This window comes from Olsenella uli, assembly GCF_901212655.1.
Lineage (GTDB): Bacteria > Actinomycetota > Coriobacteriia > Coriobacteriales > Atopobiaceae > Parolsenella > Parolsenella uli_A.
In genome coordinates this window covers 65,337-88,754 of sequence record NZ_CAAKON010000009.1, presented here as the reverse complement: position 1 = coordinate 88,754, position 23,418 = coordinate 65,337, and the positions used below count along the sequence as shown (strand labels likewise).

Genomic DNA, 23,418 nt, shown 5'->3' with positions numbered 1-23,418 from the left:
AAAACGGCGCGGCGGCCTTGGGGCCACCGCGCCGATGCGCAAACGTTCATATGAGACGGGGACTACCCCGACGGCATCCGCCACATCGTCGGCCAGGGCGCCGAAGGCAACTCCACCGGCATCCCTGGTGCCCGCGCGAGCGCCCGGTCCTAGCTCTCGCGGTACATGTCGGGCACCTGGTCAATCGTCTGCCACGTGCCGAGCGCCTCGTCCACAGACATGCCCTCGGAGATGGCGTCCTTGCGGCAGGCGTTGACGGCCTGAATCTCCTTCATGCGCTCGCCCGTGAGCGTGTAGCCCTTCATCGCCCAGAGGGTAAGCAGCCAGGCCACGATCGGGATGATGCAGAACAGCGCGATAGTGAGCCAGTTCATGCCATCCATGTAGGGCGTGGTGGTGTCGGGCAGGGTGGCGAGGCCCACGACGGTGATCGCGATGCCCACGACGGTGGTGGACAGCGAGCTCACGAGCTTGTCAACGAAGCTGAACAGCGTGCCGATGACGCCCGGCGCGTAGTTGCCGGAGCGGTACATCTCGTAGTCGGAGCAGTCGGCGATCATGGGGATGGCCATGTCGGCCGTGGAGTAGTACGCACCGTAGCCCAGGCCGTAGAGCACGATGAAGATGATCGTGTAGAGGTTGAGCGTGGTGTGCAGGCCGCCCTCGGTGCTGAAGATGGAGAGCGTGAGGTCCGGATTGCCCGGCTGCCACATGGCGAGCATCGCCGTGACGCCGAGGTACATGATGAGCGCGAGGCTCGTGAAGGAGACGAGGGTCTTCTTCTGACCGTACTTCTGGCTGATGCGCAGGCCGCCGATGAAGAACGGTGCGGAGAAGGCGTAGCCGAGGATGTACATCGGCAGGTAGAGACCGTTGTAGTTGCCCATCATGCAGGAGTAGAGCAGCACGCCCACGGAGGTGTTCGTGGCGATGGCGAAGGCGAACTTGGTGCCGGAGGCCGCCACCATGAGGCGCTGGAGCTCCTTGTTGGCCTTGAAGATCTCGACGTAGTCCTTGACCTTGAGCTGCGGCTTCTCGTCCTCGTTGCCCAGACCCCAGAACTCCTTGCGGTCCTTGCCGGCGATTCCGATGACGGCCAACGCGGTAAGGACGCCGGAGAGGATGATGACCAGCGGGATGAGGAAGTTGAAGAACGCCTCGGTGCCGTAGCCCACGCTGCCGCCCACGATGGAGGCCGTGGCCATGGTGACGCCCATGCCCACGAGCGACGCGATGGTGTTGAACAGCGTGAACGTCGGGCGCTGCTTGGGGTCATTGGTGAGGCAGGTCTGGCCAGAGCGCGTGCACGAGGTCTGGATGGAGTAGCCCACCATGAGGCACATGTAGAAGACGGTGTAGAGCACGTACTTCACGGCCGTGGCGTCCTCGGGGATGAGGCGCGTGCCGTAAAAGACGAGCAGGGCCGAGACGGCCATGACCACGTTGCCCAGAATCATGAACGGGCGGAACTTGCCGATCTTGGTCTCCGTGCGATCGATGAACATGCCCACGAACGGATCGATGACGGCGTCGAGGGCACGCGTCACGGTGACCATCGTGGTGGCAAACGCCACCAGCAGGCCCAGAACGCCGTTGGCGTAGTAGGCGATGTAGTTCATGAGCAGCACGTAGTACACGTTCGTGGCACCGTTGTTGAACGGGAACAGCACGAGTTGGTACATCTTCGCGCGGTTGAGGCCGCTGCCGCCTCCGCTGGACTGCTTGGCTTGGGTCGCGTTCTCTGCCATTCGGCAACACTCCTTCGCGTGAGGGGTTTCGGCCCCGTGGGCAAGCGCCGGAGTGCGGGACGCGACGCGCGGGGCGCGATGCGCGAGCGTTCCGGCACGAGCCTGTGGAACCGTCTTCCTTCCGACCGACGGGACGAGGGCGCACACCCAAGCATTCATCGGCTCAAAGCTAACTGATATAACAGTTTACCGACTTCCTTCAGGAAGCAGGCAGGCATTTCAACCGACCCCGCCAACGGTATGTTTTGAGAGGTAAACGAGTGATATGAGCGCTGCGACCCTTCCGCTGGGGTGGCAGAATGCTCCGCCGGCAACTGAAAGACAGTTTCGCACGTGGCTGATCCTCGTAAATCCGACGCAAAATGCGAGTCCGACGGCGCACTTTGATATATCACATACCCGCCTGCATTCACGTGACGAGCACGGGCTGCCTGTCCCGCGGCACAAAAAACGCCGCCGGCGTATAGGGCCAGCGGCGCTGGGAGGAACGCTATGGGACGTGATTGGCCGGCACGCCAGGTCTCGCGCTAGATCGCGCAGGCGGCGTCGTAGGCGGTGTTCGTGGCATTCTGGATGTCGCTCGCGCGCTCGCCCGCGTCACCCACGCGCGTCACGCTCACGCCGGCGGCCTCGAGCTTGTCGGCCGAGAAGGCCACCGGGCGGGCGCCCACGGCCATCACCACCCAGTCGCAGGAGATGCGCAGGGCCTCGCCGTCGGCACCCTCGCAGTCGATGCCCGTCGCGTCGATGCTCACGAGCTTGGTGCTGGGGTGCTGCTCCACGCCAAGGCGCTCGTAGCTCTCCATGAGGGTGGGCAGCACCGTGGCGCTCTCCCCCGCCGCAATCTTGTCGAGCATCTCCACCACGGAGACCTTGCAGCCGCGCCCGGCCAGGTACTCGGCGCACTCACAGCCCACGAGGCCACCGCCGATGACGGCCACGCGGCCCGCCACCTCGGACTTGCCGGCGAGCACGTCCCACGAGCTCACGACGTTGGCGCCGTCCGCACCGGGCACGGGGATGCTCACGTTGGTGGCGCCCGTGGCCACGATCACGGCCTCAAAGCCCTCGGAGAGCAGGGCCTCCTGGTCTGCGGCCACGCCCAGGCGCAGCTCGGCGCCGGCGGCCTTCGCCGCGCGCTCGGCATCGGCCTCGGCGCGCAGCATCTCCTGCTTGCGCGGCGGCACGGAGGCGATGCCCAGCTGGCCGCCCAGGCGCTCCTCCTTCTCGAAGAGCGTCACAGCATGGCCGCGCTCGGCTGCCACGCGCGCTGCGGTGAGGCCGGCGATGCCGCCGCCCACGACGGCCACACGCTTGGGCTCGGCCGTGCGCTCCACCTTGCGCGTGAGCTCGTAGCCGTTCTCCGGGTTGAGCACGCATGAGACGAACTTGCGGCTCTGGATGGCGTCCGTGCAGCCCTTGTTGCACGAGATGCAGCGGCGAACCGTCTCCGGCTTGCCGGCAGCGAGCTTGACGCCCCAGTCCGGGTCACAGAGCAGCGGACGCGCCACGCCCACGAAGTCGGCCTTGCCAGCCTCCAGGATCTCCTCGGCCATCTCGGGCGAGATGATGCGGCCGGCCGTGCTCACCGGCACGTCCACCACCTCGCGAATCTGCCCGGCGATGTCGGCGAAGAACGCGTAGGGCTGCACGCCCATGGGCGGGATGGTGTCGGCCATGTTGCCGGTGTGGTTTGCCTGGGCCACGTGCAGGGTGTCGACGCCCGCCTCCGCGAGCCACTTGGCAAAGGTGGGCGCGTCGGCGAGGTCCACGCCGCCCTTGCCGCGCTCGGGCGTCACCACGGCAAACTTGTAGTCGATCGCCATGCCCGGCACCGCCTCGCGGAGCGCCTTCACGAGCATGAGGGCGAAGCGCGCGCGGTTCTCGAGCGAGCCGCCAAACTTGTCCGTGCGATGGTTCATGCGCGTGCTCACGAGGCAGCCCACGAGGCGGTCGCCGTGCACCTCGATGGCGTCGAGGCCGGCGGCCTGGCAGCGCTTCGCGCAGGCGACCATCTTGTCGATAATCGAGAGCAGCATCTCCTCGGTCACCTCGTCGGTGAAGTGCAGCATGTCGTGGTGGAGCTTGGGGCGCACCTCGTCCATGCGGCCGGCGCGGGCGAGCGCGTTGATGGCGTCCACGTCGTACTCGGGGTGGAAGATCTGGGCGCCCAGCTTGGCGCCGTGGGCGTGCACGGCGTTCGCCAGGGCCGCGAAGCTCGGAATCTGGGCGTCGGAGAAGAGCTTGGGCGTGGGCGAGAAGCTGGCCACGGGGTTGACGTCGCCCAGGACTATGTAGCCCGCGCCACCCTTGGCGAGACGCTCGTAGAAGGCACGGCTCTGGTCGCCGATGCTGCCGTCGCGCTCCTCGTAGCCCGTGGTGAGGGGCGGAAACATGATGCGGTTCTTGAGGGTCATCGGGCCGATCTGGATGGGCTCGAGCAGTTTCATGGTCATGGGATTCCCTTCCGGCCGCACGCGGCCTTCTCTCCTTGCGCGGCGCAGGCGCCGCCTCATGCTGCGCGCCGCCTCCCCGGGCGGACGCGACCAAACGTCTCGCACGGGTCGGCCCGGCTCCGTACGCCATCGCCGGGCTGACCCGCGGATGGGTCTCTTACAGGCTTGCCTTGATGAAGGCGGCCACCTCGCGCTCCACCATCCTGCGCGAGGGCTGGGAGGCGAAGTTGTGCCCGCCGCCCTCCGTCTCCAGATAGGTTGAGCCGGGATAGAGAGCCTGGTAGCTCTCGCAGTTCTCGGACGACACGAGCTTGTCGTCGTTGGCGCGGATGATCAGCACCGGCCCCTCGTAGCCCCGAGCCTCCTCGAAGGGGTCGGGATGCGACGCCATGTCGTAGTTGAACGCCATGGCATAGGTGAGGCCCTCGAGGTCGACGCTGTCCTTGCCCGCCTTTGTCACCATGTCCGCACGCTCGGCGGCGCCGTACCACATGGCCGCGCCCGGGCACTGCAGCACGAGTGCGGCAGGAGCCACGGCAGGCGCCACGGAGGCGGCCACGTAGCCGCCCATGCTCTGGCCCGAGAGCACGAGGTGGGCGGCGTCGGCGTAGCCCTGCTCAATCGCCCAGGCGCACATGTCCTCGGCGTCGTGATGGAACCCGGTGAGGGTGGTCTCGCCAAACTCGCCGTCGGACTCGCCGCAGCCAAAGAAGTCGAAGCGGGCGCAGCCGATTCCCTCGTGCGCCAGTGCCCTGGCCATGTTGGTGTACATGTACTTGTGGCCCGAGAGCGACCCGCCAAAGCCATGCAGATGCACGACGAAGGGGCGCGGACCCTTCCCCTCCGGCAGGGTCACGATGCCCCTGAGCACGTGACCCGACCGATTGGCAAACGATACCTGCAGAGTCTGCATGAGCTATTCCTCCACATCCTGGACGACGGCCTCGCCCTGGGCGGCGCGCTCGGCGCGACGACGCTTGAGCTCGGCGAGCATCTCCTCGGTCTTGGACTTGGTGAGCGGGTACACGAGCGCCAGCACGATGGCGGCGAGGCCGTAGCCGATGGCATAGGAGCCGGTCCAGGCACTCCAGATGCTGTCGATGACCTGCTGGGTCTGCACGGCGCCGGCGGTGACGTTGTAGCCGATGAAGCCGAGGATGAAGGCGGACAGCGAGCCGGAGGCGGCGTTGGCGAGCTTGCGGAAGAACGAGTACGCGGAGTACATAACGCCCTCGCTGCGCTCGCCGGTCATGTACTCGTGGTAGTCGATGGCGTCGTTAAGCAGCGCCCAGATGAGGACCTGCATGGCGGAGGCGAACAGGTAGCAGCCGCAGTAGATGCCGATGAAGACCATCGGGTCATGCAGCGGGAAGAAGAACAGCACGGCCATGACGGCGGCGGCCACGCCGGCGCCGATGACACACCACTCCTTCTTGCCAAAGTGGTTGGCGAGCGGCTGGATCAGCAAGAACGCGGCCAGCGAGAACAGCGTGGAGATGCCGCCCATGGCAGACTGCAGCTTGACGTTGCCAAAGTAGTCGCGGAACAAGTAGACGTTGAGGCCGTTGACCACCGAGGCGCCTACGATGCCGAGCAGGCTGAAGACGATGACGCCGATGAGCGGGCGGTTGCGGCCGATCTTCTTGATGACCTCGAGCCAGTTGAACTTCTCGTCCTTGGGACGCGGCGGCGCGATGACGCGTTCCTTGCACCACGCGCAGGTGATCTGCAGGAACAGGAAGCCCAGCAGGGCGCAGATGGAGGCGAGCATGAGGAAGCGGCCCGGCACCGGGTTGTTGTCGACGTAGAGGAACAGCGGGCCCACCATGACGAGCACCGTCATGAAGATGGTGCCGCCGAGGCTGCGGTAGCGGGAGAGCGCCGTGCGGTGCTTGGGATCCTCGGTCATGACGGCAGAGAGCGAGCCGAAGGGCACGTTCACGCAGGTGTAGAGGAACTCGTAGAGCACGTAGGTGATGAAGCAGTAGCCAATGCGGATGGCGTAGTCCCAGTCGCTGGCGTTGATGAAGCCCAGCACGCAGAGGACGGCCATCGGGAACGAGAAGAGGCGGATCCAGGGGGTGAACTTGGCCTTGCCCGGCTTGGCGCGGTGCATGTCCACGAGGGCGCCCACCAGCGGGTCGTTGATGGCGTCCCATATCTTGGTGATGAGCAGCAGGATGCCCACGTGCACCGGGTTGATCTGCAGCACCAGGATATAGAAGGTGGAAAGGTACATCGAGCGGAACTGCTCGGTGCAGCAGCAGCCGAGGTCTCCCAGGGTGTAGCCGAGCTTGTCGAGCATCGAGAACGGGCGAACCCTCGCTCCGCCGCCGGACCCCACCGTGGCCTCCGCGCCTGTCTGTTGTGCCATGCTTCTCTCCTTTTCCCCGCGCGAGGCCCCTCGGGGACCCAATGCGCTCTGGCATGCGTCTTGAGACGAACACGCAGCTCGAACACCACGTTTGCCGAGCCTTTGCCCCCCCCGCTCGGCTTCCCCTTCTGGCGTTCTGGTATATCAGTCTCACACAAACTGGTATACCTGTTTGCAAGAGCGCGAACCAACCGGGCCAACGGTAGGTTTTTGGGGCCAGACGTATGCGAGGTGCCCCTGGCGGCAGAATGCGCTATGGCGGCCGGCGTGGCCCGGGGCGTGATTTCAGGCCGTGCTTCGTCCGCGGCATCTTGGAACGGCGCCCCTCGAGGGCCGGGACGTGGCGTATGCTATGTTGCCCGAGCAGGAGCCTCGGCACACTGAACGGGGGCAACCCATGGCAGACGAACTATCAGAGAGCCAGCAGAAACAGGCCTACGAGGCCATTCGCGCCGGCATCATCCACGCGGCCTACCGGCCCGGCGTTCGCCTGCCGATGAAGCGCCTCACCGAGGAGCTCGACCTGGGGCGCACGCCCATCCGCGAGGCCCTCGTGCGCCTTACGCAGGAAGGGCTCGTCTACTCCGTGCCCCACAGCGGCACCTACGTCTCACCCATCGACCTGCATGCGGCGGAAAGCGCCCGCTACGTGCGCAAGAACCTCGAGACGGCCGTGGCCGTGGAGTGCTGCTCCCAGGACGGAGACGAGATTCTCGCGAGCCTTGGCGAGGTGTTGGGAAGGCAGCGCGTCGCCGCCGCCTCACGCGACGCCCAGGCGTTCTACACCTGCGACGGCTGCTTCTACCGCAGGCTCTTCGAGGCCGTGGGCAAGGAGGAGGTCTGGCTGTGGATCGACGGCTTCTCCGTGAGCCTCGACCGCGTACGCTGGCTCTCCATGCTCACGGAGAAGTTCGACTGGGACGCCGTGGTGGCGCAGCACACCGCCGTGCGCGACGCCATCGAGGCCCGCGACGCCAGCGAGGTCTGTAGGCTGGAGACCCAGTACCTGAACGGACTTCTCGCCTACCTGGTCGTCGTGCGCGAGCGTTTCCCGGAGTACTTCGCGGAGTAAGCCCGCAAAGCGAGGCCCCAGCAAGCCGTAAGCAAAGCATGAGTCAAACGGGATGGCAGACCCGGCAATGGCTGACTCATTTGCGAGCGAAGCCAATGGGCCACCAACGCCAGCGATGGCAACGAGCCCGCATGCCGCAGAAAGCAGACAGCAAAGAGGGGGCGCCGCCGGCACGTTGCCGACGGCGCCCCTCTTGTTTGGTCTAAGCGCCTGCCCTCGGGCAGGGCCCGTCGCCCATTGCCGGCGACGGGCCCTGCGTCACGAGACGAGCTTGCTACGCGGTCTTCTTCTTGCCCTCGGGCAGGAAGGCAGCAACCACGATCACCAGAGCGGCCACGAGCAAAAGCGCGGTGGCGGCGATGGTGGTGTTGAACACGCCCCAGCCAACCTGGTTGGCGGAGTTCCACGTGAACAGGCCGGAGGCCAGCAGGATGCGCGAGCCGATGACGCTCACGGCAACGTTCACGAGTAGGAACACGGACACGGCGCTCGCGACGAGCGAGACGATGCCCCTCTCGCTGCCGGCCCAGGCGGCCACGAGCGCGAGAACCGCGGCGGCCACGATCTCGGCAACGTAGAGGCCAAGGGAGCCGAGCGCGTAGTCAGCGCTCATCGTGGAGCACATGACGGTGACCACGAGGCCCACGATGGCGATGATGACGCCGAGGCCGTTCGCGATGAGGGCGGGGCCCTTCTTGATCTGCGCCATGGTTTACGCTTCCTTCTTGTTCTTGGAGCCGGAGCGGACGTACAGCGCGCCGAAGGTGACCATCAGGACCGCGGAGGCGGCGATGAGGGCAACGTAGGCGATGCGCCACCAGGTGGCCTGCTGCTCGATGTGCGCCGTGCTGTTGTAGCGGTTGGCCAGGTTGGAGTTGGCCAGCGCGTAGAGCACGTTGTGCGCGGAATCCTTGACGTGCTCCTGCAGGTTGGCGTCGCCCTTGACGGTCTCGAGGCCGGCGGCGATGCCGTTGTTCTGCTTGGCGAAGATCGAGGTGCCCTCGATGGTGGTGCCGCCACCAAAGCCAGAGATGCCGCGAGTGTCGAAGCAGGTCACGCCAGAGTTGAGGACGGCACCATAGAGGTCGGTGTCGTCGTAGATGTCGGTGACCGCGTAGCCGGCGAAGCCCCACTCCTTCTTGAGGATGTTGGTCATGAGGCCAGTGGAGGAGGTGCACTCCACGGGGCCGATCTTGGAGAAGGAGGTCATGAGGCCCATCATGCCCGCGTCGTGGTCGGCCGTGTCGTACTTGGTGGCCTCGAAGGCGATCTGGTAGGCGCGCAGGTCTCCCTCGCGAGCCTTCTGCTCGGTCATGTAGGGGGCCACGCCGTAGCGGTTGGTCTCCTGGTCGTTGAAGGCGAAGTGCTTCGGGGCGGCAATCAGGCCGTAGTCCTGGGCGCCGATGGCAAACTCCATGGCGGCGACGCCGGAGAGGACGGAGTCCTCGGAGTAGTACTCGCCGTTGCGGCCGTTGTAGGCCTGGCGGTGCGTGTTGAGACCCGGGCCCCAGAGGATGGGGATGCCGGTGAACAGGGACTCGACGCCAACGAACTGGCCGAGCTCGTAGAACAGGTCGGGGTCGAAGGCGGCGGCGGTCAGCGGAGCGCAGCCAAAGACGTCACCGTACCAGGCGGCGTTGGGGTCGCTGTCGGCGATGGCCCACGGGGCGTTCTTGTCCTTGGAGGCGGAGAGCTGGACGAAGATGCCGTTGCCGGCGTTCTCCGTCATGAAGTCCTCATAGGTGCCCAGGGACTCGGCGCCGGGGATGGACGGGCCACCGAAGGTGGCAATGTAGAGCGCCTCCTCGAGGGTGATCTTGTTCATCGCCTCGCCCCACAGCGGGTCGTCGAAGTCCTTGCCCTTGAGGTCCCAGAACATGACGTTGGAGCTCTTGTCACCCCAGCCGATCGAGGAGGTGTCGTCGTCGGTCTTGACCTCGTAGTAGTTGGCGTTGACGTTGTTGATGAGCTCGTCATCGGTGAGGGTCATGCCCTCGTAGGTCTTGGGCCAGGTGCCCGCCCAATCGGCGCGGCTGAGGTAGGTGACCTCGCCGGGCTGGAAGTGGTTCCAGTCGGACGTCTCGAGCTGGTTGGAGACCTTCTGGCCGGTCTTGGAGACGGAGAAGGCCGTCTTGGAGATCTGGTCCTCGGTGATGTCGGTGGTCCAGCACTTGGCGGCGTCGGACTCGCCCACCAGGCCGGTGTGACCCTCGGAGGCCATCATGTTGTTGAGCGCGTCGTGCGCGCCGTTGCCGATGGCGAAGCGGTAGCTGCCCGGGTCGAGGATGTAGGTGCCCGTGGTGCCGTCGCCGTTGTCATAGCTGGAGTTGTAGCTGGCGATGTACTGAAGGTCGCACTCGACCGTCACGGTCTGGCTCTCGCCCGGCTGCAGCAGGTCGCTCTTGCCGAAGTTGAGCAGCTGCACGGCGCTCTTCTCCACGCCGCCGACGGTGTAGGGAGCCTGGCCGTAGACCTGGACGATGGACTTGCCCGGCACGTTGCCCGTGTTGGTGACCTTCACGTTGAAGGTGGCGGTGGCGTCGGTGGCGTCGCCGTCCTTCGTGACGTTGATGGTGGGCTGGCCCTCGAGCTCCTGCGTGAACGTGGTGTAGGAGAGGCCGTAGCCAAAGCCGTAGGTGACCTCGTCGGCGTAGTTCCAGTTGCCGTCGCTGACATAGGCACCGGCGGTGGAGGTGGCGTTGCCCTGGTTCTTCACCGCGTCGTAGTAGCGGGTCTCGTAATACTTGTAGCCGGTGTAGATGCCCTCGGCCTCGATGACGTACTTCGAGGAGGTGTCGCCGAACTGGCCCACGGAGCGGGTGATGACGTCCTTGGCGTTGGCGTAGGAGTAGTCACCCATGTTCTGCATGGCGGGCGAGCTCATGTTGTTGGCGGCGTAGATGTCGGACAGGGCGCCGGAGGGACTCACCTTGCCGGACAGGATGTCGGCGACGCCGAGCGTGCCATAGCAGCCCGGGAAGCCCACCCACAGGATGGAGGAGACGTCCGGATCATCGGCAAGCTCGTCGATCTCCATCGGGGTGGAGGTGTTGAGCAGCACGATTACGTTCTTGGAGGCCTTCTTGGCCATGTCGATGAGCGAGCGCTCGTTGTCCGTGAGCTGCAGCGGCTCGGAGGCGCCGGTGCTGGAGTCGACGGAGCCGGGCAGGTAGTCCTTGGACTCGGAGCTCGGGCGGCCGATGGTCACGATGGCGGCGTCGCCGTACTGGGCGAAGCTGCTTTCGTAGTCGGCGGCCACGCCAGCGATGTCCTCGGGCGAGGGCTCGTTGGGGTTGTAGTTCGGGGAGACGGCGTCGTTCTCGGAGACCGCGAAGGTCTTGGAGAGCTCGGCGTAGGCGCCGGTCATTGTCGGGTTGAGGTTGAAGCCCGCGCCGTCGAAGCCAAACTCGTCGCCAGACCAGCCGGTGATGGTGGCCGTCGGGGTCTCGAAGACGATGTCGCTGGAGCCGTCGTCGCGCTTGACGGTCTTCATGTTGGCCTTGCGGGTGATGTGGTTGGCGAAGTCCGTCTCGTTCTCGGACAGGGCCTCCTCAAGGCTGATGAAGGGTCCGCGGACGGTGGGGCCCATGCCGGCGCCCAGCAGCATCGCGGAGCTGCGGATGCCGAGCAGCGTCACGTTGGACCCGCTCTGCAGGGGCAGTCCCTTGCCGTCGTTGGTGTTGTTCTTGAGCAGGACGGCGCCCTCGGCCTCCTGCTTACGGTTGAGGTCGATGGCCTCCTGGATGAGGGCGTTGGAGTTGCCCGTGCCATCCTCGTTCAGCACGCTCGTGGGCGGCGTGTAGTCCTGGTAGAGCTGCTCGTCGTCCGTGCTCGTGGAGACGAACTTCTCACTCGTGGTGCCCAGGTTGGTGTCAATCGTTGCCCTGTAGCCCTCAAGCAGCGTTCCCGCGCCCATGGACAGAGACAAGGTGAAGGCGAAGCAGCAGGTGAGACCCTTGTAGAGGACCCTCTTACCATTTCCCTTCTGTGGTTTCTTCTCGCTCATGCACTTCCCTCTTTCGGTACGTGTGGGCGGCACGTTGCCCGCGTGGCAACAGCCGCATGCGGGGCCCGTGGCCCCTTCACTCGCTCCCCCTTCCTCCGGCGCCCGCATCCGAGGATTGCGGTGCAGGCGCTTCACCCAGGTTGGTAGCCAGAAGACGCATGTGGCGTCTGTGATGACCCGCAGACTCCGGCTTACCCGCGGGAGCCCTGCTACCCCTGCGCTCATGACTGGTATATCAGTCTCCGTTCGATTTCTTTAAAGGTTGTCATCCGCAAGCTGTAGATAGGCTGAACGGTAGTTACAGATAGGTAAACGGCGAGCTATAACGCCTGAGGGCGGCTTCGGTTACTCGCCGAAGCCGCCCTCTCATTGGGCTGGTGCCTTGTGATATGTCAGTCGCTGATAGCCTTTATCGGCATCTACGAGCGCTTTTCCGCCCTCTTGCCCCCTTACTCCACGAAGCTGGCCTTGCGGGGCTTCGGGTTCGCGCGGCCGTAGGCGATGCGACGCTTGCAGCCCAGAGCGATGAACAGCACCGTGAGCGCGCCCGTGCCGGAGGCCGCAGCCTTGATGGCGGCGAGGTAGCCGGGGTCGTGGGCGTCGACCTCGCTGTTGGCATCCATGCCGTTCACGGCGAGCGAGTTCACGATCGAGTAGATCACGCGGTGGCAGGAGTCGCGCATCGCAGACACCACAACCGGGTCCTTCGCGTGCTTGAGCAGCTGGTCGTACTCGATCTCGGTCATGGAGTCGAACAGGTCGGCGCCGGCGAGCACGCTGTCCGGACCATCCATCCAGTGGTTGTTGAGGGCAGAGTTATCCGTGATGACGGCACCCTTGCAGCCCCACTCGCCGCGAAGCACGCCGCCGATCATGCCGTGGTCGGCACCGTTCCAGTGCGCGCCCACGCGGCTGTACGAGCTCATGACGCCGTTGGCGTCGGCCTCGGTGAAGGCGGCCTCGAAGGCCTTGAGGTAGACCTCGCGGATGGCCTGCTCGTTGGCCCACACGCAGATGCCGGAGCGGTCGAGCTCCTGGTCGTTGAGCGCGAAGTGCTTGATCATCACGTGCGCGCCCTTGGACTCGATGCCCGCGCACTCGGCGGCAAGCAGTTTGCCGGAGAGGAAACCGTCCTCGGAGAAGTACTCGAAGTTGCGGCCGGAGTAGCTCGTGCGGTGGATGTTGGCACCCGGTCCGTAGAGGAACGAGACGCCGGCGGCGATGCAGTCGTTGCCGATGACGCGGCCCACGTCGTTGAGCAGGTTGGTGTTGTAGGTGGCGCCCATGACATCCTCGGAGGGCAGGCCCATCGTCTTGACGTTGGTCTTCTTGCCGCCAAAGAGCGTGGTGGTGAGGCCGGTGGGGCCGTTCTCGTCACGCGTGCCGGTGAGGTCGACGCTCTCGATGGGCTGCGTGTAGTGGAAGGCGCTGCCCAGGAGGTAGGCCATGTCGTCGGCCGTCAGCTGGTCGAGCAGCTCGTCCCACATCGGGTCGTCGAAGTCCTTGCCCTGCAGGTTCACGGCCTTGAGGCCGTTCTTGGCGCCAAGCGTGGGCATGGAGGCGTTCAGATACTCGCCCGTGTAGGAGCCGGTATCGTAGCGGCTGTAGGCGAGCTCCTTCACGAGGGCCTCGGTGGCCGTGAGCTTCACGACCTCGCGCGGGAAGGTGCCGTCCCAGTCCGCGCGGGACAGGTAGGTGACACCATCCTCGGAGGCACCCTCGTAGGCGTTGATGTCGGCGTCGTCGAACTGGTTGGTGATCTGGGCGCCGGTCTTGGCGCTCGTGGCGTACGTGGTGGTGTCGAGCACCGGGTTGTTCCAGGTGTAGACGAGGCTCGCGTCGCCGGTGGCGTCCATGCGGCCGTCGGTCGTGGCGGGCGTGTAGCCCTTGGCGGCCAGGAAGTTGTTGGCGGCGGCGTGCGCGTCGGCGGCAACGGTGAGGCGGTAGTCGCCGGCGTCCAGGATGTAGGTCTTGGCGCCCTTGGCGTCGTAGGAGGCGAGGTCGGCGCCGGAGACGGAGACCACCACGGTCTCGGTCTCGCCGGGCTGCAGCTCGTCGGTCTTGTCAAAGCCCACGAGCTGGACGGAGCTCTTCTCCACGTCGTTGGCGCGGTCGTAGTCCGTGTAGGGGCTCTGGCCAAAGACCTCCACCGTGTGCTTGCCGGCAACGCTGCCGGTGTTGGTAACGTCGAGCTGCACCTTGTAGGTGTCGCTCGCGCTGTCGTAGGTCACCTGCATGTTGCTGTAGCCAAAGGTGGTGTAGGACAGGCCCGAGCCAAACGGGAAGGCCACGTCTGCCGCGTAGTCATAGCCGCCGGCGTTGCCGGTGCCCATGACGTAGTCCTCGTAGCGGGTCTCGTAGTAGCGATAGCCTACGTAGATACCCTCCTGGTAGATGACGTAGTTGCCGTTGTACTTGTCGAGCCCGGCCTCCTCGGCATTGGCATAGTCCCAGGAGCCAAAGTTGGCCATCGCGGGACTCGTGGTGTTGTCGGCCAGGAAGGCGTCCGTGAGACGGCCGGACGGGTTCACGAGGCCGGAGAGGATGTCGGCCACGGCGGAGATGCCCTGGCCGCCCATGCCGCCCACCCACATGACGGCGTCCACGTCATAGGCGGGGTTGGAGAGGAAGTCCAGCTGGATGGAGTTGGAGGAGTTGAGCAGCACGATGATGCGGTTGACCTTGCCGGCCTCCTTGAGCTCCTTGAGCTTCTTGAGCATGTCGCGCTCGTTGTTGTCGAGGCCCAGGTAACCGGCGCTCTCGGCATCGGCGGTGTCGCTCGGCAGGTCAGCACCCTCGCCACCCACGCGCGAGACCACCATGATGGCGGCGTCGCCGTACTCGGCCATGCTGTTCCACTCGGCGTCGCCGTAGGCGGAGAGGGGAACCTCGTTGGCGGAGTAGGTATCCTCGGCGGTGGCGACCATGCCCGAGGGAGCCTTGCGGGAGTACTCGGCGCCCGCGCCCTCGGTGTAGAAGCTCCAGAGGTCGGAGTTGACCTTGAAGCCGTTGTCCTCGAGCGCCTGCCTGAAGGTCTTGACCTCGGAGGTGTCGAGGCCGGCGGAGCCCGTGCCGCCGTAGACCGGGTTGGTGCTGGCGTTACCGATGAGGCTCACCTTGGCACCGGCGGGCAGCGGCAGCGCGTCACCGTCGTTCTTGAGCAGCGTTGCACCCTCGGCCTCGACCGTCTGGGAGAGCTGCTTGCCATACTCCACGCGCTCCTCGTCGGAGGCGAAGTCGCTCTGGAAGTACTGGGCGTTGGGGTTGGGCTTCTTGATGGTGTAGCGTGAGGAGTTCGTGACGAGGTCGAACGACATCGGGAACCACTCGACGATGTACAGCGCCACGCAACAGACGATGAACAGGATCGCCATGAGGAATGAGAGGCCCTTGAACGGCCTCGCCGCACGGCGCCTCCCCTTGTTCCACAGCTTCTTCTGAACCTTATATGAGCTCATAGATTCCTTCCTTCCTAAGAGGAGCTCGCGGCCGCGGTCGGCGGCCGAAGGCCTCGCCGCCGGGAGTCCGGGCCGCACGAGGGGCGAGCGTCAACGGCTCAGCCGAGCGCGCGGCCAGACCCCGGCAGGCGAGGCCGCCGGGCACGCGCATGGGCGCTACGCCTCGTTGTCCGTCCAGTTGTTCTTCTGCTTCTTGCCCTCGTGCAGCTTGTAGGCGGGGTTGGGCTTGTCGACCTTGCGGAGCGTGCAGCCGTCGTTGAGGTCTCCGGAGCGGGCTTCGATCCTGGTCTCTCCCTCCCCCAGCGTCACGTAGAAGGCAAAGGTGTGCTCGCCGCGCTGCGTGCCCACGAGCTGGCCGTTGGCGTAGAGCGACACCTCGGGCTGGTTGGAGTAGACCTTCACGAGCGTCGTCTTCTCGGGACGGTCAACATAGCGGCTGCCGCAGACGTGCACGAACGGCTCGTCGCTCCACCAGGCCTTGTAGGCAAAGAAGGCGTCCTTCTTGGTCTTGCGGTCAAAGGTGACGAGGCCCTTGTGGTTCATGCCGGGCTCGCCACCCTGGTCGCGCGCGTCGGCCGCGAAGTCGAACATGTTCCAGACATGCGTGGCCCAGAAGAAAGGGCGCTTGTCAAAGAACTTGAGCATGTACTCGTGGTAGACGCACTGGTACTCCTCCGTGTGGTCCTCGCGGCGGGGCTTGGAGGAGTGGAGGTTGGGCATGGCCTCGCAGCCATACTCGCTCATGCCGATGGGACGGTTCCTGTGGAGCAGGCGCCAGACGCCAAGCCAGGCCTTGTTGAGCCAGAGGCCGGGCACGTACCAGCCCAGGTAGAGGTTCCAGGCCACGACGTCGGAGACGTGGGCGCTCTTGTTGTTCCAGAGGCACATCGCGTAGCAGGCGAGCGTCGTGGGGCGCGTGGGGTCCATCTCGTGGACGAGGTCGTTGAGCACGCGGTGGTTGTCCAGCATGTCAGCGTTGTCCTTGGTGGAGATGGTGATCTCGTTGGAGAGGCCCCACACGCAGATGCTCGCGTGGTTGTAGTTCTGGATGATGAGTTCCCTCATCTGCGAGATGGTGTTCTCGCGACCGTTCGGCATGTGCTCGGAGATGTAGGGAATCTCGGCCCAGACCACCATGCCGGCCTCGTCACACAGGTCGTAGAAGACCTGGCTGTGCTGGTAGTGCGCGAGGCGGATGGTGTTGGCACCGATCTCCTTGATGAGCTCCATGTCCTCGCGGTGCATCTCGGGCGTGAGGGCGTTGCCGATGCCCTTGCGGTCCTGGTGGCGCGAGACGCCGCGCAGCGGGTAGCTGCGGCCGTTCAGGAAGAAGCCCCTGTCGGCGTCGATGTGGAAGCTGCGAACGCCAAAGCGGCAGCTCACGGCATCCGTGGGCACGCCGGCAACCTCAAGCGTGAGGGACGCGGCGTAGAGGTAGGGATCCTTGACGCCGTCCCAGCGGCGGACGTTCTCGATGGCGAGCGTGGCGTCGGCCACGCCGTCGGACACGGTAGCGCTCGCGGAGGCCACCTCGGCCCCCTCGGCGTCGGTGAGGCTGACGCGCACGACGGCGCCCTCCGCGGTCGGACCCTCGACCCAACCCTGGACGCGAACCTCGGCCGTGGTGGCGGCGTCATCGATCTTGGGCGTCACGGCAAGGCCGGGGCCGCCAAAGTGGTCGAGGGCGAAGTGGGTGCCGCTCGCCACGAGGAGCTTGACGTCGCGGTAGATGCCACCGTAGAAGGTGAAGTCGGCCTTCTGCGGGTAGACGCGGTCGTTCTTGGAGTTGTCCACGCGCACAACGAGCTCGTTGGCCTCGCCCGTGGGCCCGAGCGTGTCGGTGACGTTGACGCGGAAGGTGGAGTAGCCGCCGTCGTGGTGCGCGAGGGCGGCGCCGTTGAGCTCCACGTCTGCCGAGGCGTTGACGCCATCGAACTCAAGGTAGACAACCTGATCTGCCTCGTGCGCAGGCGTGGTGAACGTGCGAGCATAGGTGCAGGCGCCGCGCCAGTAGTCATTGCCGCCGTCCTGGCCGTCGATGGCGTTCCACGTGTGCGGAACGTTGACCTGGGCGGCGGTGCCATCTGGCCCCGTGAAGCTCCAGCCCTCGTTCAGGTTCTCATAGGTGCGCATGGGTATCCCTTCTCACGCCACGCCCGCCGGCGCGCCTCGCGTGCGGTCCGCGTGCCCTACATGCCGACCCTCCGGGTCCTGGGCATGCTAACTGATGTATCAGTTTATGGGGTGTTTTAGGGATTCTTGAGGGCAGGATGCATCCATCCGGCGAACGGTCGGTTTTGGCCCGTGAGGGCACCGGACGGCCACACCTAGCCGGAGAACGGTACTGGGATGCCAGTTTTCGCAGGTAATCAATGAATTAATGCGGCTGCGAGCGGAGGCTTGGACACAGGTTCCCATCGTGCGGCTCACTGGCCGATTGCCCGGTTGCCCACTGAAGCTAGCGGCAAAATTGATGTATTAGCTGAAGTCTAGGGGCGAAAGCGCGGCAACGTGAGCGGGGCGAGCCCGAGCAAGGGCGGGCCCCGGTCATGCGGCCCTCGGCCATAACCTCGACCTCAGGGGACCGCCTGCCCCTTGGGCTCGAGGTTATGACCGCTCGCGGCAGCAGGAGGCTCAGCCGGCGGCGCCGGTCTTGGCATCGAAGACGCAGTGCGTGCCCTCGTGGCGCTGCATGCCGCCAAGGCAGTCCTTGTTGCAGCGCACGCAGCGCCGGACCTCGCCCGCGCGGCCGTCGAGCACCTTGTTGGGCCATTCGGGGTCTGCCAGCAGCTGGCGGCTCATGAGCGCGAAGTCGATGCGCCCGCCCGCGATCTGCTCCTCCACAAACGAGGGCGTACCGAGCGAGCCCACGCCCGAGACTGGCAGCTTCGTGAGCTTGCGAACCTCGTCCGCATAGCGCAGGAAGCAGCCCTCGCTGCCAAAGTAGGGATGCTTGCGGGGAGGGATGGTGTCCTCGAGGCTGCCATGGTTGGCAAGCGCCACCGAGAAGCTGGAGACGCCTGCCTCCTCCAGCAGCGGCACGAAGACCGGCAGCTCCTCAAGCAGCACGCCCGCCTGCCCATAGCGGGGGTCCTCCTGGCGAACGGCGAGCTTGTAGTCGATGGCCATCTCGGGCACCGCCTCGCGCACGGCGCGCACGGCCTCCACGGCAAAGCGGGTGCGGCGCTCTGGGGAGCCGCCGTACTCGTCCTCGCGACTGCTCATGAGGGCGCTGGAGAAGCTGCCCACCATGCGATCACCGTGAATCTGCATGACGTCGAAGCCAAGCTCGCGGGCACGCACCGCCGCCGGGCCAAAGGCCGCCGTGATGGCGCGCACCTTGCGGACGGGCATGTTCGTGACGAGCTCCTTTGCCTTCTCGTTGAGGATGTGACGGAGCTCCATCATCGAAATCTTCTTCATAAGGACGCCCGGCACGTAGGGAATGAGCGCCTTGAAGTCAGAGTCTGACTCGTGGAGCTGGGCGGCGGCGAGGGCGCCTCCGGCATGGATGGCCTCGACGAGGTCGCGGTACTCGGCCGCGCCCTTGCGCGAGAAGAGGCTCGCGCGCTCGTGCCTGCGCACGGGGACGTCGCCGATGACGACCATGGCGCAGCCGCCCCGGGCGATGCCCGCGATGCGCCGCACGTAGGCATCGTGCGGCAGGCCAAAGGTCGTGGGCGAGAACACGATGCGATTCTTGAGCGTGGCGCCCCTGCCCTCGGGCCCCAGGTGCAGCGGAGACGCTATGGCGGGAAACTCCTCGGCCATGTGCCCTCCCCTTCTACGAAACTGCCGCGTCCGACCAACCATGACACGAACGCGGCAGAAAAGCGTGCAGATTACGTAACCCTCGCATCAGCCCGGCGCCAAGAGGGGCGAAGGCCGAGATGGCGCCTTATTCGGCGTCGAAGAAGCCGAAGTAGGTGCGGGCGTTGTTATAACAGACATCCTCCACAATCGCCCCCAGGAACGCATCGTCATCCGGGAGCTTGCCCTCCTCCACCCAACGACCGAGCACGCGGCACAGAACGCGGCGGAAGTACTCGTGGCGCGGGTAGGAGAGGAAGCTGCGGGAGTCAGTGAGCATGCCGGTGAAGTTGCCAAGCAAACCCTGCTCCGCGAACATGGTGATCTGCTTCTCCATGCCGGAGAGGGTGTCGTTGAACCACCAGGCGTTGCCAAACTGCATGCGCATCTTGCAGCCACCCTGGAAGGAGCCACAGAGCGACGCGGCGGCCAGCCAGTCGGTGTCGTTGAGGCTGTAGAGGATGATGCGGGGCAGCGCGCCGTCCTGCTGGGCGGCGTCAAAGAGCCGCTTGAGCTGGAAGACGAAGTCTGGCTGGTCACCCACGGAGTCAAAGCCGCAGTCGGGGCCACACTGCTCGAACCCGAGGGTTGAGTCGTTGCGGAAGCAGTTGCCGTGAATCTGGAGCACCCAGCTGTGGCGCTCGTAGGCCGCCATGAGGGCCAGCGTGAGAGCGGTCTGGTACTGGCCCACCTCCTCGGGCGTCACAGCCTCGCCGGAAAGCGCGCGGCGCACGATGCCGTCCACCACGTCATCAGAGGCAGTTGTGAAGCAGAAGGTATTGGCACCATGGTCCGCAAGGCGGGCGCCCACCTCGTGGAAGTACTCCACGCGAGCCTCGGCCGCCGCCTTGAGGCTCTTCCAGTCACTGACAGCGGCACCCGTGGCCTCGGCGAGCTTGGCGATGTAGGCCGGGAAGCCGGGAGCGTCGATGCCCATGAGGCCGTCCGGGCGGAACGTCGGCAGCACGCGGAAGCCGTTCTGCTCCTCCTCGGCGGCAAGGCGCTTGTGGTAGGCCAGGTCGCTCGCAGGGTCATCCGTGGTGCAGATGCACTTCACGTTGAACTTCTTGATGAGACCCTTGGCGTGGAACTCGGGCGTGGCGAGCAGGGCGTTGGCGCGGTCCCAGATCTCCTGCGCGTTGGCGCGCGTAATCTGCAGGTCGATGCCAAAGACGCGGCGGAGCTCCAGGTGGCTCCACTCGTAGATGGGATTGCCGGGTGCCTTCTGAAGAGCGTCAACAAACGCCAGGTACTTGGCGTAGTCGTCGTCGCCGCGGATGACGGACTCCGGCGTGCCGTTGGCGCGTAGCAGGCGCCACTTGTAGTGGTCGCCAAAGCCGTTGTCGTAGAGCCACACCTGCGCGAGGTTCTCGTAGCCCTTGTCCTCGCAAATCTCGGCCGGCACGAGGTGGCAGTGGTAGTCGATGATGGGCATGTGTTCGGCGTGCTCGTGGAACAACCTCTTTGCCCAATCGGTCGTCAACAGAAAGTCATCATTCAGCAGCACGATACCCGTCCTCTCAAATCAACAAACCCATCTCAGCGAACTCGCAGCTCCTAGGAGAGCTTCTCGAGCGACTCCCACACGCCGTTGATGTAGGCGATGCCCAGCGCGCGGTCGTACAGGCCGTAGCCCGGGCGGCCTGTCTCGCCCCAGATCATGCGGCCGTGGTCCGGACGGATGTAGCCCTCGAAGCCGTTGTCGTGCAGGGCCTTCATCATCTTCACCATGTCGAGCGAGCCACAGGGGCTGGGGTGCGGGGCCTCGTAGAAGTCCTTGTTGCCCGGCTCGTCGGGGTTGATGTACTTGATGTTGCGCATGTGCACGAAGTGGATGCGGCCGCGCTTCGTGAACTCGGCGAGGATGCCGTAGATGTCGTTGCCCGGCTCCTCGGCGATGCTGCCGCAGCAGAGCGTGATGCCGTTGTAGGGCGTGTCCACCGCGGTGCACAGCCAGTCGAGGTCCTCGCGGTTCTTGATAATGCGCGGCAGGCCGAACATGGAGTACGGGGGGTCATCCGGGTGAATGGCCATCTTGACGTCGCACTCCTCGCAGGTGGGCATGATGGCCTCGAGGAAGTAGACGAGGTTCTCGCGGAGCTTGTCCTCGTCGACGCTCTTGTAGTCCTCGAACAGCTGCTTGACCTGGGCGAGACGCTCGGGCTCCCAGCCGGGAAGCGTGAAGTCGCCGGAGCCGTTGGCCACCGTGTCGATGATCTGCTGCGGGTCGTCCGGAATGTTCTTGCGAATGAAGGCCAGCGTGGAGGAGCCGTCGGGCAGCTTGTAGTCCAGGTCGGACTTCACCCAGTCGAAGACCGGCATGAAGTTGTAGCAGATGACCTTGACGCCCTCGGCGGCGAGGTTACGGATGGTCTCCTTGTAGTTCTCGATGTACTTGTCACGCGTGGGCAGGCCGATCTTGATGTCGTCGTGGATGTTGACGGACTCGATGACCTTGAGCGTGAGACCGTTTGCCTCGATCATCTCGCGCAGCTCGTGGATGCGCTCGCGCGGCCAGACCTCACCCGCGGGAATGTCGAACAGCGTGCCAACGATGCCCTTGCAGCCAGGGATCTGGCGAATTTGCTCGAGCGTGATCTTCTCGGACTCGGGACCATACCAGCGGAATGTCAGCTCCATGATGGGGAGTTTCCTTTCTTAGAAGGCTTGTCTCACTTGGGTCCTTCCCAGGCGGCCCGTCTCGTCCCTCATTCGTCGCTCGCGTACCAGGTGCACGCGTCGCTCCTCTTTTGGGCCGACCTGGACCCCCTGGGAGGGCCCGTCCGTCCAGGACGGGCTAGATGTATTTCTCGATGGTGGCGCGGACGGCGCCGGGACCGGCGAGCTGCTCGAGGAGCATGCCCTCGACCTTCTCGCCCAGGCCGAGCTCATAGAGGTCGACCGTGAAGATCTCCTTGTTGGAGAGGATCGGCTGGGCCGCGGCGTGCACAATCTCGGCCGTGGCCTCGCCGAGCCTGAGGCCGGCGACGTGGGCCTGCAGCTGCTCGAGCAGCGGGTCCGGGCTCGGGGTGAAGGCCTCGCCCTTGTCGTCCACGCCGGTGAGGTAGCGAAGCCACCCGGCGATCACGAGCGGGATGTAGGTGAGGCCGGAGACGTCCTTGCCGGCGGCCAGGTAGGCGCCCAGGGTGTGGCCGTAGCGGATGGCGACCTTCTGCGAGGTGTCCGTGGCGATGCGCTGCGGGGCGTCGGGCAGGGCCTTGTTGGGCAGGCGCTTCGCGAGCAGCTCCTCGATGAAGGCCTCCGGGTCGATGACCCTGGGGTCCACGACCACGGGCAGGTCCTCGTCGTAGCCGAGGTGCTTGATGAGGGCCACCAGGTCGGCGTCCTCCATCTCCTGCCAGATGCGGGTGTAGCCGAGCAGGCACCCGTAGACGGCGAGGCAGGTGTGGAGCGGGTTCAGGCAGGCCGTAACCTTCATGGTGTCGGCCTTCTCGGCGGTGTCGCGGTCGCACATGATGACCCCGCCCTCCTCCAGGGCCGGGCGGCCGTTGGGGAAGCTGTCCTCTACGACGAGGTAGTGGGCGGCCTCGGTGTTGGCGAAGCCGGCGAAGTGGGCGCCGCTCGGCGTGGCAATGAGGCCCAGGTCCTCCCAGCCCTGCCGCTTGAGGGCCTCCTCGGTCTCCGGCGAGGGGTTGGGGGTGATGCGGTCGATCATGGACCACGGGAAGCTCACGCGGGCCTCGTCGGACACGTAGTCGACGAACTCCTGCATGACGTGGCCGTGCTCGAGCCAGCCGTTGGCCACCGTAAGGATGGCCTCGCGGAAGCGGGCGCCGTTCTGGGAGAAGTTGTCCGTGGAGACCATGGCCACGGGCGCCGCGCCGGCGTTGAAGCGGGCGAGCAGCAGCGAGGCCACGATGCCCATGGAGCTGGCGGCATGCTCGGGACCATCCTTGAGCTCCTGCTTCACGAAGCCGAAGAGCTCGCCGGAGGCGTCGCGCAGGCCGTAGCCCTTCTCGGTGATGGTGAAGGTGGCCAGCTGGAGCTCGGGGCTCTCGAAGTAGCGCTTGGCGCGCGCGAGGTCCTCGGGACGCTGGGAGTTGGCGAAGACGCCGCCAGCGGTCACCGCGAGGACGCGCTCGGCGAGCGTGCCATCGGCATTCATGACAACCTGCAGGATGTCGTAGTTGTAGGGGCCATAGACCTCGTCGAGCGTGAACGGACGGAAGGTCTCGGCCACCACGACGCCGCGCGTGAGAAGGCCCTTGTCGGCAAGGTCCTGGGCAATCTGGGCGTGGAAGGCGCGGTAGAGGTTGCCGCCGCCGAAGTGGATCCAGACCGGCTGCTCGACGCCGGCCTGCTTCAGGGCCGCGACGTCATAGGTGGGAAGGCGAACGCCGCGCTCCTTGAGCTCGTCTGCGCTTGCCTGCCAGTTCGTGAGAGTTGCCATGGGTCTCCTTCTCGTCGTAGGTACGACACGCTGGCGTCGACCTCGGCTGAACTTTGACTGATATATTAGTCATAGAGCCCAGG

Annotated in this window: 13 protein-coding genes; 1 reads left to right on the top strand and 12 read right to left on the bottom strand. The window is 65.5% G+C overall.

All coding sequences use genetic code 11. From position 1 onward, the window contains the following. Positions 1-149: 149 nt before the first annotated feature. From EFAMC2_RS02085 to EFAMC2_RS02070, 4 genes are all read right to left on the bottom strand, one after another. A complete protein-coding gene (locus tag EFAMC2_RS02085) occupies positions 150-1,748 on the bottom strand; it encodes an MFS transporter (RefSeq protein ID WP_154026516.1) in 1,599 nt (532 codons plus the stop codon). Positions 1,749-2,275: 527 nt separating this feature from the next. After that, positions 2,276-4,204 carry a bilirubin reductase, long form gene (gene bilR, locus EFAMC2_RS02080; RefSeq protein WP_222838505.1) on the bottom strand — a complete coding sequence of 643 codons (1,929 nt, stop codon included), beginning with the start codon at positions 4,202-4,204 and terminating at the stop codon, positions 2,276-2,278. Positions 4,205-4,361: 157 nt separating this feature from the next. Beyond that, entirely contained in the window at positions 4,362-5,117 is a 756-nt protein-coding gene (locus tag EFAMC2_RS02075) for an alpha/beta hydrolase family protein (RefSeq protein ID WP_154026514.1), read from the bottom strand. A gap of 3 nt (positions 5,118-5,120) precedes the next feature. Next, positions 5,121-6,578, bottom strand: a complete 1,458-nt coding sequence (locus tag EFAMC2_RS02070) for an MFS transporter (RefSeq protein WP_222838504.1) — start codon at positions 6,576-6,578, stop codon at positions 5,121-5,123. A gap of 397 nt (positions 6,579-6,975) precedes the next feature. On the opposite strand from EFAMC2_RS02070, the gene EFAMC2_RS02065 reads away from it, so the two are divergent. Further along, positions 6,976-7,650 carry a GntR family transcriptional regulator gene (locus tag EFAMC2_RS02065; protein WP_187325096.1) on the top strand — a complete coding sequence of 225 codons (675 nt, stop codon included), beginning with the start codon at positions 6,976-6,978 and terminating at the stop codon, positions 7,648-7,650. Between the two features lie 274 nt (positions 7,651-7,924). On the opposite strand, the gene EFAMC2_RS02060 is transcribed toward EFAMC2_RS02065, so the two are convergent. The 8 genes from EFAMC2_RS02060 to EFAMC2_RS02025 form a co-directional block, all read right to left on the bottom strand. Further along, on the bottom strand, positions 7,925-8,359 hold the full coding sequence (locus tag EFAMC2_RS02060) for a hypothetical protein (RefSeq protein WP_154026510.1): 435 nt from the start codon (positions 8,357-8,359) through the stop codon (positions 7,925-7,927). 3 nt (positions 8,360-8,362) lie between these two features. Next, complete coding sequence (locus EFAMC2_RS02055; protein ID WP_154026508.1) at positions 8,363-11,656, bottom strand: beta-glucosidase; 3,294 nt, start codon at positions 11,654-11,656, stop codon at positions 8,363-8,365. Between the two features lie 449 nt (positions 11,657-12,105). After that, positions 12,106-15,114, bottom strand: a complete 3,009-nt coding sequence (locus EFAMC2_RS02050; RefSeq protein ID WP_154026506.1) for a glycoside hydrolase family 3 protein — start codon at positions 15,112-15,114, stop codon at positions 12,106-12,108. A 156-nt stretch (positions 15,115-15,270) separates the two neighbouring features. Then, positions 15,271-17,247, bottom strand: a complete 1,977-nt coding sequence (locus EFAMC2_RS02045; RefSeq protein WP_154026504.1) for a glycoside hydrolase family 2 protein — start codon at positions 17,245-17,247, stop codon at positions 15,271-15,273. Positions 17,248-17,748: 501 nt separating this feature from the next. After that, a complete protein-coding gene (bilR, locus tag EFAMC2_RS02040) occupies positions 17,749-18,885 on the bottom strand; it encodes a bilirubin reductase (RefSeq protein ID WP_154026502.1) in 1,137 nt (378 codons plus the stop codon). Positions 18,886-19,012: 127 nt separating this feature from the next. Continuing rightward, positions 19,013-20,431, bottom strand: coding sequence for a glucuronate isomerase (gene uxaC / locus EFAMC2_RS02035; protein WP_154026500.1), 1,419 nt, complete (start codon positions 20,429-20,431; stop codon positions 19,013-19,015). Positions 20,432-20,481: 50 nt separating this feature from the next. Further along, on the bottom strand, positions 20,482-21,564 hold the full coding sequence (locus EFAMC2_RS02030; protein WP_154026498.1) for a mannonate dehydratase: 1,083 nt from the start codon (positions 21,562-21,564) through the stop codon (positions 20,482-20,484). A gap of 157 nt (positions 21,565-21,721) precedes the next feature. Then, positions 21,722-23,335 (bottom strand): mannitol dehydrogenase family protein, encoded by a 1,614-nt coding sequence (locus EFAMC2_RS02025; protein WP_154026496.1) that lies wholly within the window; start codon positions 23,333-23,335, stop codon positions 21,722-21,724. Between the last annotated feature and the right edge of the window lie 83 nt (positions 23,336-23,418).